Annotated in this window: 12 protein-coding genes; 4 read left to right on the forward strand and 8 right to left on the reverse strand. The window is 37.3% G+C overall.

Annotation, left to right across the window (positions count from 1 at the left end; translation table 11 throughout):
- Positions 1 to 8 precede the first annotated feature (8 nt).
- Positions 9 to 1,376, reverse strand: a complete 1,368-nt coding sequence (locus GQR56_RS05570) for an MFS transporter (protein ID WP_024611836.1) — start codon at positions 1,374 to 1,376, stop codon at positions 9 to 11.
- Positions 1,377 to 1,539: 163 nt separating this feature from the next.
- Here GQR56_RS05570 and uvrA point away from each other — a divergent pair, with 163 nt between their 5' ends.
- Entirely contained in the window at positions 1,540 to 4,365 is a 2,826-nt protein-coding gene (uvrA, locus tag GQR56_RS05575; protein WP_166109418.1) for an excinuclease ABC subunit UvrA, read from the forward strand.
- Between the two features lie 358 nt (positions 4,366 to 4,723).
- Here the strand turns inward: uvrA and GQR56_RS05580 are convergent, their stop codons facing one another.
- Positions 4,724 to 6,865: a winged helix family transcriptional regulator gene (locus GQR56_RS05580; RefSeq protein ID WP_166109419.1), complete on the reverse strand. Its 2,142-nt coding sequence runs from the start codon at positions 6,863 to 6,865 to the stop codon at positions 4,724 to 4,726.
- Positions 6,866 to 7,146: 281 nt separating this feature from the next.
- Here GQR56_RS05580 and GQR56_RS05585 point away from each other — a divergent pair, with 281 nt between their 5' ends.
- Together GQR56_RS05585 and GQR56_RS05590 are read left to right on the forward strand one after the other, a co-directional pair.
- Positions 7,147 to 7,503, forward strand: a complete 357-nt coding sequence (locus tag GQR56_RS05585) for a hypothetical protein (RefSeq protein WP_166109420.1) — start codon at positions 7,147 to 7,149, stop codon at positions 7,501 to 7,503.
- A 36-nt stretch (positions 7,504 to 7,539) separates the two neighbouring features.
- Positions 7,540 to 8,460, forward strand: coding sequence for a TraB/GumN family protein (locus tag GQR56_RS05590; protein ID WP_166109421.1), 921 nt, complete (start codon positions 7,540 to 7,542; stop codon positions 8,458 to 8,460).
- 115 nt (positions 8,461 to 8,575) lie between these two features.
- Here GQR56_RS05590 and trpS read toward each other — a convergent pair whose 3' ends face one another.
- Genes trpS through rpe form a run of 3 tightly spaced genes read right to left on the reverse strand, consistent with a single transcriptional unit; the run spans position 8,576 to position 10,961 of the window.
- Positions 8,576 to 9,580 carry a tryptophan--tRNA ligase gene (trpS, locus tag GQR56_RS05595; RefSeq protein WP_166109422.1) on the reverse strand — a complete coding sequence of 335 codons (1,005 nt, stop codon included), beginning with the start codon at positions 9,578 to 9,580 and terminating at the stop codon, positions 8,576 to 8,578.
- Between the two features lie 32 nt (positions 9,581 to 9,612).
- A complete protein-coding gene (locus GQR56_RS05600; RefSeq protein WP_166109423.1) occupies positions 9,613 to 10,278 on the reverse strand; it encodes a phosphoglycolate phosphatase in 666 nt (221 codons plus the stop codon).
- Positions 10,278 to 10,961, reverse strand: coding sequence for a ribulose-phosphate 3-epimerase (gene rpe / locus GQR56_RS05605; RefSeq protein ID WP_166109424.1), 684 nt, complete (start codon positions 10,959 to 10,961; stop codon positions 10,278 to 10,280). Before rpe ends, GQR56_RS05600 begins: the two co-directional genes overlap by 1 nt.
- Positions 10,962 to 11,176: 215 nt before the next feature.
- Here rpe and GQR56_RS05610 point away from each other — a divergent pair, with 215 nt between their 5' ends.
- Positions 11,177 to 11,476, forward strand: a complete 300-nt coding sequence (locus GQR56_RS05610; protein ID WP_166109425.1) for a hypothetical protein — start codon at positions 11,177 to 11,179, stop codon at positions 11,474 to 11,476.
- 128 nt (positions 11,477 to 11,604) lie between these two features.
- Here GQR56_RS05610 and GQR56_RS05615 read toward each other — a convergent pair whose 3' ends face one another.
- From GQR56_RS05615 to aroB, 3 genes are read right to left on the reverse strand one after another with little or no spacing between them, the layout of a single operon-like run.
- Entirely contained in the window at positions 11,605 to 12,474 is an 870-nt protein-coding gene (locus GQR56_RS05615; protein ID WP_166109426.1) for a Dam family site-specific DNA-(adenine-N6)-methyltransferase, read from the reverse strand.
- A 54-nt stretch (positions 12,475 to 12,528) separates the two neighbouring features.
- Positions 12,529 to 13,872: an AAA family ATPase gene (locus GQR56_RS05620; protein WP_166109427.1), complete on the reverse strand. Its 1,344-nt coding sequence runs from the start codon at positions 13,870 to 13,872 to the stop codon at positions 12,529 to 12,531.
- Entirely contained in the window at positions 13,873 to 14,943 is a 1,071-nt protein-coding gene (gene aroB, locus GQR56_RS05625; protein WP_024611844.1) for a 3-dehydroquinate synthase, read from the reverse strand.
- Positions 14,944 to 14,971: the final 28 nt, after the last annotated feature.

The following is a 14,971-nucleotide window of genomic DNA, read 5'->3' on the forward strand; positions in this document are numbered from 1 at the left end:
TATAAACGTTAGATTAAACCAGCTACTTTACGTGCTTGGTCTAGGTCAAATTCTTTATCATTAATCTTTAAATAGCTGCGGCTTTCATCGCGAACTACGGTTGCTTCTATTACGCCTGGTAATGCAACCAATTGAGAAGCGAGCGTTTGAGCTTGCTCCTCAGAACTTAATTTGGTTATTAAGCTAATAACTTTGCTTTTAGGTGGAACTTGCATTTTCCACGCAACAATAAGCCATATTAACCCAACAAGTGCTGCTGCCGCAAACACAGCTTGCGTTGTTGTTGTTTGCGCTACGTAACCTCCAAGCATACCGCCTAAAAAGGCACCTAAAAACTGGCTGGTTGAATACCCACCCATTGCAGAACCCTTTTGGCTTGCTGGTGCTATACGCGATACAAGTGCTGGCATAGTTGCTTCTAAAAAATTAAATGCGACAAAATAAAGCAGCATACAAACAGCAATACCTATTACGCTATTAACCCAAATAGACATGGCAAGCATACTTACGCTTAACAATGCAACTGAACCTATGAATGCCTGTTTTTCTTTTTCTTTTTTAATGGCAATAATCATAATTGGTACCATTAATAAAAATGCTAAAAACAACACCGGTATATATAAATACCAATGATGGTTAGCCACCAAACCATCTTTAATTAGTTGACTCGGAAGTACAACAAAAATAGTTGTTAGCGTTAAATGTAGTAGTAATACACCAGCATTTAAGCGTGCTAACTGCGGATGTTTAATTAGCTTTTTGATATCGCTAAAGCTTGCTAGTGTATCGCCCTTAGGGGCTTTATTAACGGCTTTAGGGACCAGTAATGTAACAATAAATATGCCTACAATCGCCAACACAGCGGTTAGCCAAAATACACCTGAAATCCCCCAAGAGGCAGCAACTATCGGTCCAAGTAGCATAGCAAAAGCAAAGCTCATGCCTATACTCATTCCTATTACCGCCATTACTTTTGGTCGCTGCTCATCTCGGCTTAAATCAGATGCAAACGCAAGTAACGCACTTGCTATTGCTCCCATACCTTGTAAGGCTCGCCCTACAGTTACCATTTGAATCGAGTCAGCTAACGCTGCAACTACAGAGCCCAGCGCAAATACAGCTAAACCACCTACAATTACTTTTTTACGACCTATTTTATCTGATAACCGACCCATAGGAATTTGTAACACAGCTTGTGTTAACCCATAAGCACCAATAGCAAAGCCTATCCAAATAGGCGAAAAGCCGTCAAGCGACTGCCCATAAATAGCCATTACAGGCATCAGCATAAACAAGCCAAGCATTCTAAATGCAAACACACTTGCTAGCGATACTGCAGCGCGTTTTTCTCGTGAATTAAGTGAAGATGCGGTCATTATTTATGTGATCTTACAGTATGAAAAATTAAGGTTGAGATTCTACCATAAGCTTGGCAAAAATTAATCGCCTATAAGTAAGGATTTTTTCATTGATCAAGGATTAATCTTGCTTCGTATTATGCGATACTGAGTAAATAACTTTGGTAATAAACGAGATAGCATGGAAAACATTGAAGTCAGAGGCGCACGAACGCACAATTTGAAAGACATCAGCCTAACCATCCCACGTGATAAATTAATTGTTATCACTGGGCTATCTGGTTCAGGGAAGTCATCACTTGCATTTGATACACTTTATGCTGAAGGACAGAGGCGTTATGTTGAGTCTCTTTCTGCATATGCAAGACAGTTTTTATCACTGATGGAAAAACCCGATGTTGACCATATCGAGGGCCTCTCTCCTGCTATTTCTATAGAGCAAAAATCAACGTCTCATAACCCACGCTCTACTGTGGGAACTATTACCGAAATATACGACTATTTACGTTTAATGTTTGCCCGTGTGGGTGAGCCTCGATGCCCTACGCATAATTTACCACTTGCTGCACAAACGGTTAGCCAAATGGTTGATACCGTTTTAGCGCTGCCTGAAGGCAGTAAGTTAATGTTGCTTGCGCCAATAGTAAAAGAGCGTAAAGGTGAACACGTTAAGTTATTAGAACAGTTATCTAGCCAAGGTTATATACGCGCTCGTATTGATGGTGAAGTATGTGATTTATCAGATCCACCAACGCTTGAACTTCATAAAAAACATACAATAGAAGTCGTTGTTGACCGCTTTAAAGTAAAAAATGGGTTACAACAGCGTTTGGCTGAATCGTTTGAAACCGCACTTGAAATGTCAAATGGAGTTGCCAAAGTAGCATACATGGACGACAGCAGTGCTGAAGAAGTTTTATTTTCAGCAAACTTTGCCTGTCCAACCTGTGGTTACGCAATGACGGAGCTTGAGCCTCGCTTATTTTCGTTTAACAACCCTGCGGGTGCGTGTCAAACTTGTGATGGATTAGGTATACGTCAGTATTTTGATCCCACTCGTGTTGTACAAAACCCTGAGTTGAGCCTTGCTGGCGGTGCTATTAAAGGGTGGGATAAACGCAGCTTTTATTATTATCAAATGCTACAAGCGGTTGCTGAACATTATAATTTTGATTTAGATGTACCTTATCAAGAGCTAGATGACGAATCTAAAAAAATTATTTTAGATGGTTCTGGCAGCACTAAAATTGCGTTTAATTACCGTAACGACCGTGGTGATTTAATTACTCGTAACCATGAGTTTGAAGGCGTGTTAAATAACATGAACCGCCGTTACCGCGAAACAGAATCAAACTCTGTACGTGAAGAACTTGCTAAATACCAAACAAGCCAAGCCTGCCCTAGTTGCAATGGCTCGCGTTTACGCGAAGAATCTCGCAACGTATTTATTGGTAAAACTAACTTACCTGCAATTACCTGCATGAGTATTGGTGAGGCTATGGAGTTTTTTGAAGGGTTATCGCTAACCGGACAAAAAGGCCAAATAGCTGAAAAAATATTAAAAGAAATTCGCGACCGTTTATCATTTTTAATTAATGTAGGCCTAAATTACTTATCACTTGAACGTAGTGCCGACACTCTATCTGGCGGTGAAGCGCAGCGTATTCGTTTAGCGAGTCAAATTGGTGCCGGTCTTGTTGGTGTAATGTATGTACTTGATGAACCATCAATTGGCTTGCATCAACGCGACAACGACCGCCTATTACAAACCTTAGTTCATTTACGTGATTTGGGTAACACTGTAATTGTGGTAGAACACGATGAAGATGCAATTCGAGCCGCTGATCATATTATCGATATTGGTCCTGGTGCTGGTGTTCATGGTGGTTATATTATTGCCCAGGGCACCCGTGACGATATTTTAGCAAGCAAAGAGTCTGTTACTGGTCAGTTTTTATCAGGTGTGCGTAAAATAGAAATACCAAAAGTACGCCATCCAACTAACGACAAATGGCTAGAGCTGTTTGGTGCAACGGGTAACAATCTTAAAAACGTAGATTTAAAAATTCCATTTGGCTTAATGACTTGTGTTACCGGTGTATCGGGCTCAGGTAAATCAACATTAATAAATGATACCTTATTTAAGCTTGCTCATACGGAGTTAAATGGCGCAACGACAGCCGAAGCAGCACCGTATAAATCAATTAGCGGTTTAGACCATTTTGATAAAGTAATCGATATTGATCAAAGCCCGATTGGTCGTACTCCGCGTTCAAATCCAGCAACGTATACTGGAATATTTACTGGCATTCGTGAGTTATTTGCAGGTACACAAGAAGCGCGCTCACGTGGCTACAAAGTAGGTCGCTTTAGCTTCAACGTTAAAGGCGGACGCTGTGAAGCTTGCCAAGGTGACGGCTTAATTAAAGTTGAAATGCACTTTTTACCCGACGTGTATGTACCGTGTGATGTTTGTAAGAGCAAACGCTATAACCGCGAAACACTCGAAGTACAATACAAAGGCAAAAATATACATCAAGTCCTCGAAATGACTGTTGAAGACGCTCATGAGTATTTTGATAAAATACCGGCTATTGCACGTAAGCTTAAAACTCTTATGGACGTTGGTTTGTCGTATGTGCGTTTAGGTCAAGCCGCTACGACTCTCTCTGGTGGTGAAGCACAGCGTGTAAAACTAGCGCGTGAACTATCAAAGCGTGACACAGGTAAAACACTCTATATATTGGACGAGCCAACTACTGGCTTACACTTTGCAGATATAGAACAGCTACTTGTTGTATTGCACAGGCTTCGCGATCACGGTAATACTATTGTTGTTATTGAGCATAACCTTGATGTGATTAAAACAGCTGATTGGGTTATCGATTTAGGACCTGAAGGCGGCGCTGGTGGTGGTGAAATACTCATTGCAGGCACGCCAGAAGAAGTTGGTGAATGTGAGCGTTCACATACTGGGCATTACTTAAAACCTCTATTAAATAAATAGAGGTTCGGTTGTTACAAATTAATCGGCATTAAGGTTATTTAACTGTCGAGATTACACTTGATTAAAAATAGCGAGAAGACTCACTTCTCGCTATTTTTTTGCTCTAACTTTTCTTTTATCAACATAATACCAATCCGCAATAATACTTAATCATTTTGCGGGGCTAAACGTGTCGCTACCTGTGTTAAAAAATTCTCATTTAGAACAACTAAATAGCGAATTTTTTGCCTAGCTACCAACACGTTTTTCCATCCTCAAAATAGATCACTTAATTAAGCGAATTGGTATAACAATCGAAAATGTTATTAAAGAAAAACAACACACTGCTACAAACTTAATCTAGAAAGATAGACACGCCCTAGTCGTTCCAACTTATCTGTATTATTTGCATGTCTTTATATTTTGATTCTGTGAAGAAAATCTGATTGTTATCACTAATAAAAAATGCGATGGGTTTAAAATCCACGTGCACATCTTTTACTGTTTTATCTTCTAAATTAAGCCGAGCAACTCTTGAAATAGCATCAGAGTAGTAAAGGTAATTACCATTAATGGCAAAAAGTTGTGCTTGTCGCGCGTCTTTAGGCAATTCCCAATTCTGTTTATTTGATAATTTAATTAACTGATTATTAGTAATTGCATAATTAGTACCGTCAGCGCCTGAAATTAATTTGTTGGCTTTAATATCCTCTAATATAGTTGTGTCTCGCGTTAATAAATTAAACTGACCAAATAGATTTTCTGAACCACTTCGCTCTAAATAAATTATACTTTCATTATCTTTAGACCATACATAGTTTAGTATTTTTCGCCCTTTAAACTCAGCTATGGTATAGAGCTTGTTCGACATAACGTCAAAAAATGCAATATCGCTATTAACTCTTAATAAAACACGATCTTGCTTACTCGATACCCTTAATCCGCCAATAGCAAAGGTAGATTTCCCTTCATAAGTAAAGTTACTAAGTTGCTTTGTAAGCCCATTTTGAGATAACCACAACTGACTGCTGCCAGAGCGCTCGGATACAAAAATATGCGCTGGCCCTTTCTCATTAATGACTTCTACAATGTTGTAGTCGTCTTCATCACTTTTGTAGAGTGCTTCATACTCAGGAACATCGCTAAAAAGATTAGTCGCTTTAATTAACGAAAATGCTTGTGTTTTATTTGCTGAGTAAAAAAGGCTATTAGCAGATTGAACTGCAATATAATAAGGTGAAATTGCTGGGGTAACCGTTAGTGTGCGTTTAATAATATTATTTTCATCAAACACAATGGTTGAAAGCTCAGAGTCTTCAAAAACAATCACGCCTTTATCGTCTGCAAGCCAGTCAAACGCGAAGCTAATTATGCTTTTCTTTGCTTTAAATAACCGCTTGGTTTCATGGGTCTCAAAGTTGTAGCTAAATACAGAAAAAGGCTTACCCTTTTGGCTAAGTACATATGCTATTTTACTACCAGAATGAGATAAACGAGGCATGATTACACCATACATGACGCCTGGTGGTGGGATCACTATGAATTCTTTTTTAAGTTCTAAATCATATTTATATAAACCTGAACCCTCATGCTCATTTTTATATTCGGTGTAATAAATATGCTCACCACTTTCGTCTACTTGCGCATAACCTGTGTATCTAAGGTCGCACTTTTTAATTAAAGTAGCCTCTCCTATAACAGGAAACTGGCTTAAATCAACGAGTACCATTTCACACTTTTGCTGCTTTAAGTTGGTCGCTTGTAACAACACAGAGTGCTGATTTAACTGCCATGATAAAATAGATACTTGAAAGCCAGGATAGGTAATTTCAACTTCCCTTTGATCAGATAGTCGCTTTACAAATGCATGCATTATGTCATTTTCAGGTTCAACATTTGTATAAGCTAAATATTGTTTATCTGAGGATATTTCAGGGTGAACCTCACTGCCTATATTCCACGTGCTTGCTACCTTATTAACCGTGATCTGTTTAATCTTTTCGCTAGAAAGTTCATTAATAAAAAACAACCCAAACCATACTAAAAAGCACAGGCAAATAATGACGAGTAAAGAATAAATCAAAAACTTTTTACTATTCTTTTTTTGAACTGGTTGCGAAATAGTTGCACTAGCTATCTCTTCATTTTTGGCAGAAATACCCGGTGAATCAGGCGAAATGTTTGCAGATTCTTTAGAAACGTTTGCTTGCGTTAAACGCTCAGGTATTACCGTTAGGCTATATCCTTTACGGTAATGTGTTTTTAAAAGCGGCGCTTTTTCAATTGGGTGGGCAAGCTGCTTTCTTAACTCTGAGATTGCACGGTTAATCGCATTATCATCAACAAAGCTTTGTTGCCACACACTCTCAATAAGCTCTTGGCGGGAAACGATTTGTTGAGGCTTATCTATAAAGTGGAGTAATAACTTTACTAAAAGTGGATCTAATTCCCTTTCTAAATGGTTTGAAGTAATCACACAGCGATTACTAATAAATTGCCAAGGTCCGATTTGATAATTCATAGTCTTTACGTATTTTTATTTTTATAAACCGTATCACATCTACACTTTATTTTATAGAAAAAGCATTTTAAACCTTATATTAGCATTATAAGGTTTAATGCTAACACACTAAATTTAAACAATTATTTAGCTTTAAACCTTATCTATTAATTGCTCATAACTAGATAAGCGACTCTTAATAAATTCAGCGATATTCTTTAAACCGTCATCAACAAGCAGCTTAGTAAAAAATCATTTGTGATTCTAAATTGGCTGCAGCTAAAAATATAAAAGGTTTAATTATGAACAGCACAATGAAAAAAGTACTACCGGCTTTACTACTAGCAACTGCTTTTAATACTGCTTCAGTTATTGCAGCTGACACTAAACAAAACACCGTTCAAAATAATTTTGAGAAATGCATGATTGGTGAAAGCATAAAGGCAATTAACCCTGTTAATCAAAAAATAAACAAAATAGACGCTTCTGAGTTTTTAAAAAGTAATGTTGATAAGCAGACATTACTTTCTTCAATAGATGAAAAAATATCAGCTGAGCTTGACTCTTCAATGAGCAAAATAAACTCGCAAATTGATAAAAATCTTTCAAAGGTAACATCGTCAATCACTACATATTTCAGCAATGTGTTATCGAACTAAAAACAATAAAATTAAAAGTTATATTAAGGAATTATCATGAAAAAATTCACAAAAAAATTAGTATCTGCCAGCGTATTACTTAGTTGTAGCCTTTTAGCAAATACAGCACAGGCTCAAAGCTCTGTATGGCAAGTAAGTAATGGTAATGACTCACTATTTATTGGCGGTACAGTTCACATACTACCTAAAGCTGAAATGCCACTACCCGCTGAGTTTAACCATGCTTATGAACAAGCAGATACAATTATTTTAGAAGCACCGTTACCTGACCCAGCCGACACCAATGCACAAATGCAAATGTTAGGTGCGCTATCGTATACAAATAATGAAACGTTAAGTCAAAAGCTAGAACCCGAGATTAAGGCTTTACTTGAAAATAAGCTTAGCGAGTTTGGCGCTAACCTAGCTAAGTTAGATGGTTTTCGCCCTGCTATGGTTAGTATTGTCTTAATGTCGATGGAGCTTCAAAAGCAAAATTTAATGGGTGAAGGGGTTGATGCTTACTTTACTAAAAAAGCGACTGAAGATAACAAAACAAAAAATTACTTAGAAACAATCGAATTTCAGTTAGAGCTTTTTAAAACAATGGGTCAAGGCAATGAAAACGATTTCATTAAACGTAACTTAGCCGAGCTTCACAACTATGGCGATATGTTTAAAGGACTTTTAGCTGCCTGGCGCAAAGGTGATACAGACACACTGAATAAAGTGGCACTTGAAGATATGCAGCAAAATGATCCGAATAGCTATAAACAACTCATTACAGATAGAAATAATGATTGGTTACCAAAAGTAGAAGCCATGTTTAACAACGACAAAAATGAGTTTGTACTTGTTGGAGTTGCCCACCTTGCAGGACAAGATAGTTTACTTACCTTACTTGAAAACAAGGGCTATAAAGTTTCTCTAGTTGATATTGATAGCACGGCAGATATAACAGTAAGAGGGGCTGAATAATGGATAAAACAGACAAACTAGCGATATCGCTACTGTTTCTATTTGGGTCTATCATGTTGATATGTGCTATATAAAAAATGCCGCTAATAAGCGGCATTTTTTTATTTTAATAAACTTACCCGCGAGGAATAAAACCAAGCGCATCGTATACCGATTTCAATGTTTTCTCAGCACGTCCGCTGGCTTTTTCAGCACCTGATTTCATTATGCTATTAAGTAGATTTCGATCTTCTCTGATCTCTTTAAAACGTGCTTGAATTGGCTCTAACATACTCACTACTGCATCGGCAGTGTCTTTCTTCAAGTGACCGTACATTTTGTCTTCATACTCTGGCACTAAGCCTTCAATTGAGCGCTTAGTCGCAACACTTAGTAAAGTAAGTAAGTTTGAAACGCCTGGCTTTTCTGTGCGATCAAAATAGATGCGCGCTTGCTCGTCTGAATCTGTTACTGCTTTTTTAAGCTTTTTCTCAATCTTTTTAGGCTCGTCTAGCATCATTATAAAACCATTTGGGTTTTCGTCAGACTTAGACATCTTTTTAAGTGGATCCTGCAGGCTCATTACGCGTGCACCAAACTCAGGAATGTACGGCTCTGGTAACGTAAAAATGTCGCCATATACATTATTAAATCGTGTAGCAATATCGCGCGTTAATTCAAGATGTTGTTTTTGATCATCCCCTACTGGCACTTTATCTGCTTGATATAATAAAATATCAGCCGCTTGCAAAGCTGGATAAGCAAATAACCCCACATTAATATTATTAGCGTGTGTTGCTGACTTATCTTTAAACTGCGTCATACGATTAAGCTCACCCATTTGCGCATAACAGTTTAAAACCCAACCAAGTTGAGCATGCTCAGGCACTTGAGATTGTACAAATAATGCCGATTTTTCCGGATTAATACCACATGCTGTATATAACGCAACTCCATCCAGTACGCGAGCGCGAAGTAATTCAGGGTCTTGGCGTACCGTAATCGCATGCAAATCTGCAAGCATAAAGTAGCTATCACATTCTTCCTGTAGCTTAACCCACTGGTTAATAGCGCCAACATAGTTGCCTATTGTCATACCACCGGTTGGCTGCATGCCACTTAATACTACTGGTTTACTCATGATTTTCCTTTATTTAGCTTAATTAATAATATTTAACGCTGCGTTAGAACAGGTATTATATCTAAGAAGTTATCACATAGGTACTGTGGATTATAATCCTCAAGGTTTTCACCTTGGTTATAGCCATAACTAAGTGCGATTACGTCTATATTAGCGGCTTTAGCTGCAAGTATATCGCTTTTAGAATCACCTATCATTATCGCTTTATTAGGTTCAACCTTTAGTTTTTTACAAGCAAATAACAATGGATCTGGCGATGGTTTTTTTGCCATATCATCACCACATACAATCACATCAAAATGGCTTGTTAGAGCCAGTTTATCAAGCAGCTTTTCTGTAAATATACGGGCTTTATTTGTAATTAATGCTTTTGGCATGCCACGAAGCGCTGCAAGTCCGGTTTCGACATGCTGATATAACACACTATATTCACCTACTTGCTGCTCATAGTGCTTATAAAACTGTGATATTGCTTTACTACTAAGCGACTCATCTAGATGTTCACTAACTTGCATATCCCCGCTCAAGGCACGCTTAACAAGTACTTCAACCCCATTACCGACCCAGCTTTCAACCAAGCGTTGGCTAACAATAGGGAAAGCAAGACCGCTCAAGGTTAGGTTAATAGCAATATACAAGTCGTAAACGCTATCAACCAAAGTACCATCTAAATCAAATAAGGCTATATCGTATTTCATTACTTAACACTTCCAAGCTGTTCACGCATTTGATCAATCACAACCTTGTAATCTGGTTGGTTAAAAATAGCTGAGCCTGCGACAAACATGTCCGCACCCGCTTGTGCTGCGGCTGCAATGTTATCGACTTTAATACCACCATCAACCTCTAAGCGAATATCTCGACCCGATTCAATAATGCGTTGCTTAGCTTGGCGTAATTTTTCAAGCGTATGAGGGATAAAGCTTTGCCCGCCAAAACCTGGGTTAACCGACATAAGTAAAATGGTATCTAGCTTATCAATAACATGATCTAAATAACTTAGGCTTGTAGCTGGGTTAAACACTAAGCCGGCTTTACAGCCGTGATCTTTAATTAACTGTATTGTACGATCTACATGCTCACTGGCTTCTGGATGAAAAGTAATAATTGATGCGCCAGCCTCTGCAAACAACGGAATAAGACTATCTACAGGTTTAACCATTAAGTGTACGTCGATAGGGGCTGTAATGCCGTAATCTCTTAGTGCTTTACACACCATAGGACCAATTGTAAGGTTAGGTACATAGTGATTATCCATTACATCAAAGTGAACCACGTCAGCACCAGCTGCTAAGACTTTATCGACGTCTTCACCTAGTTTTGCAAAGTCAGCAGATAAAATTGAAGGGGCAATCAAATATTTTTGTTCTGGGGTAAACATAGTTAATCCATCAATCAGTAATATATTCGTTAATGTAACTTAATTAGTGATGTTACCCAAGTCACCAGAGCGAAATATTATTAGTTTTAAAGTTAATTATTTAATAGTTAAGTCATTATTTTTTATAATTATTCAGTATATTCAGCTAAATTTAAGTTTGTTATTTAACCGATATTTGTTATGCTTAAAAAAGTAACAAATTATTGGATTTATTTATGCGTGCATTTAAAGCTGGGATATTAATTGCGTCGGCATTATTATTTATTGGAGCATTTAGCTTTGCTCCAACTACAAAGCAAGAATTAAGCTCTGTAAATAATTGCCATAACCAAGAGCAAGCTAGCAGTGTTCAAAATACTGCTCATGCATGTATAAAAATTGAAGATGATTCATCTTGGTTTTCGTGGATAACAGGTGATAGCCGTAGTGCACAATTTCACTATCTTGATCTATTAGAATTACTTACTAGCTCTGAAGACTCAAAAAAGACCCCATCTTTAAAACCATTATTTTAAATAATTTTATAATGTTTAGCGCATTAAAATTGCGCTAGCAATAATTTATATTTAATCAGATACAAACGCAGTTTAGACTTAAAACTGCACTTTCCATCTTCAATTATTATAATTGCGATTATACTTAATTATAACTTTTGTATTTTAGGTTTACGCAATTGATTCTTTAGTGGTAAATACATTGCCATTAACTCATCAACTTTGTTACGAGACCCGCCTTTAGGACTAATAGTGCGCTTTACTTGAATTTGGTCGAGCGAAGCTTGGCTATAAATTTTTCGAGTCCATACTGTATCGTGATTAGATATAAGCACTGGTGTATTATTTTCAAACGCAGCCTTTTCAGCTAGATTAGCTAAATTAGCTTGGTCATCTAAATTAAAGCCCCCTTTTGCATAAGAGGTAAACGACGCTGTTTTACTTAACGGCACGTAAGGTGGGTCGCAATATATAACTGCATTCTCAGGTACTAATTTAAACACGTCATCGTAGTCTAGACATGTAAATGTAGCTTGCTGGGCTTTTTTAGCAAAAAAGTACATTTCTTTTTCAGGGAAATAAGGTTTTTTATATTTTCCAAAAGGTACGTTAAAAATACCTTTTAAATTATATCTACACAGACCGTTGTAGCCATACCTATTCATATATAAAAATAACATAGAGCGTTCGTATATATCGCGGCTTTGATTAAACTGCACACGGTATTCATAATAAGCGTCAGGGTGGTTATTTAAATCTACAAATAATTTTTTAGCGTCGCTAATAAACTCATCGGGTGAATCTCTGAGCTCTTTATATAAATTAATTAAATCAGCATTAATATCATTAAGAATATAATGTTTAAAATTACTATTTAAAAAAACAGAGCCAGCACCAACAAAAGGTTCAACCAAAGTATCAGCATGCTTACTTGCTTGGTTTAATCGCGCGTTAATATCATCAACTAGACTGTATTTTCCGCCAGCCCATTTAAGGAAGGCTCTACTCTTTTGCTGCATTGGGCTCTTTACTTCAATTCGGTGTTGCGCGATTTTACACTAAAGCAGTTTAATTTACTGATCAAGTAGTGTTATTTCTTGTTTTATTTTACTAATTTTTTTATAGAAAGGCTTATTCTTTAAAATACCAGCCGGCAAGTTTTTCATAGCCCGTTTAGCATCACTTAAATTAGTAAAACTTCCTAATGTTATTACCCACCAAACTTGGTTATTTCTTTTTGTTTGATAAGTATGAGCAATTTTTTGTAATTTATGTTGAGCAATAAATTCGTCACTAACTTGCTGTTGAGTAACAGCCAATAATTGAATTACTGTATTAGCCTCTGGTTGTTGTTGATACCAAGCACTCAGGGGATTATTTTTAGGTTGAGTAGATACATTCACAACCTCTTTGTTTATTTCAAGATCGATTGTAGCAGCAGGCTCTACTTCTTCTTTGCTAATGTCTAACTGCTGAGCGTGTACGCTGAGATCTAAACTTTGCATTATTGCTGGCACATCATTGTGGTGACGTTTAGTATCAATGGCACCTTCACTCTTTACTATATTAGGCTCAGCAGGTTCTACAACCGTACTTTTAAGCTCATCTTTTTCTAGTCGTTGTTCATTAATTTGTTTAGCGGATATAACCGTTGTACTGACTTCAATATCTTCTTGCTCATAGTATTGCTGCCACCATTGCGTCATATCTGATTTATATAGAAAACCTATAATCAAAAACATAATAATAAACATTAAAACAATTAAGTGTAAACGCCATGACACTTTATCTTTTATAACTACATCCACAACATGCTCATTAGCCTGCCAGGCTAATAGTAAACTTGGATTACCGCGTGCCTCAGTTAAAAAAGCCTGAAATACAGGGTCTTCATCATAAGGTAAATCTGTAAAATACCAGCCCAACAATTGTTTACTTTCACTAAGGGTAAGTGGCTCTAAGTAAATTTCTACGGCATTATTTAAAGGCAATTTTGATGGTGAAGCGAGCATAATATACAAAGTGCTTGGGCTACTTTTTGCCAGTAATTCTAGCTCAATCAAAAACTCATCTGATAAATGTCGACCACCATCAAGCACCCACAGACAAGATCCGCATGATTGTTGCTGAGATAATTGATAAAAATTTTCAGATAAACTTAAACTATGATCAACCAGAGGGGCATTAAAGCTTTGCTCTAACAAGTCACTCATTAACTGAGCATCTGTCATTTTTGCGGTTATTTGTACAAACGCTTTATTAAAGTCGTTGTACTTATCGGTAATAAAGGTTTCGAGCATATAACTTTTGCCGAGCCCAGAAGTACCTAATAAAACAATGAAGTTTTGCCCATACTCGAATTGCAGTGCAATTCTATCCACCAAAGCCGCACGGCTTGGTAAAATTTGTAGCTGCATTTATTGCTCGATTAAGGCTCTTACTTGGTCATCAGATACATTATCGACTAATGCACATTGTCCAAATTGGGTAGGTAGAATAAAACGGATTGTACCTTTTTTATTCTTTTTGTCTTTACGCATGTGCGTTAAAAACTGCTCACTCGTCATTTCTGCTGGTATTGTGGTTGGCAGGTTATACTGTGCAATAACATCAACAATACGTGCTACTTCGTCAACTGTTAAGCCCTGACGTGTATGAGCAAGTTGCGCAGCAAGCACCATTCCTGTAGCTACAGCTTCACCATGTAGCCAAACACCATATCCCATTTGTGCTTCAATCGCATGCGCAAATGTATGGCCTAAATTTAAAAGCGCTCTAATACCATGTTCTTTCTCATCTTGAGCAACAATCAATGCTTTAATTTCACAACATCTAAAAATAATGTGCTGTAAACACACTTCATTTAATTGCTGTAAGCTTTCTACATTTTTCTCTAAATAAGCAAATAACTCAGTATCATAAATCAGCCCATACTTAATAACCTCAGCCATGCCCGCAGCAAACTCTCTTGCTGGTAAAGTGTGGAGTGATTGTGTATCGATAAAAACGGCTTGTGGCTGATAAAAAGCCCCAATCATATTTTTACCTAATGGATGATTTACAGCTGTTTTACCACCAACAGAGGAATCAACTTGAGATAGTAATGTAGTTGGAATTTGAATAAACGGCACACCGCGTTGATAACACGCTGCAACAAAACCGGTTAAATCACCCACTACTCCACCGCCTAATGCAATTAAGCACGTATCGCGACCGCAATTATTTTGAAGTAAAAATGCAGATATTTTTTCAAACCATTCTAGTGACTTGTATTGCTCACCATCAGGAATAATAAAAGAGAGTGGATTTAATTCGTCTAATGAATCAAGTAAGCCTTGCAAATATAAAGGCGCTATTGTGTCATTAGTAATGATGATAGGCCGACAATCACCAACGTGGTGAACTAGGCGGCCATTATCTTGAAGTGCAGATTGACCAATATAAATAGGATAACTTCGCTCGTCCAAATTAACAGTTAATTCAAGCATGCTCAGTTGTTCCTTTTATTATTGGTTT

Source organism: Pseudoalteromonas sp. Z9A5, from assembly GCF_011378875.1.
GTDB lineage: Bacteria > Pseudomonadota > Gammaproteobacteria > Enterobacterales > Alteromonadaceae > Pseudoalteromonas.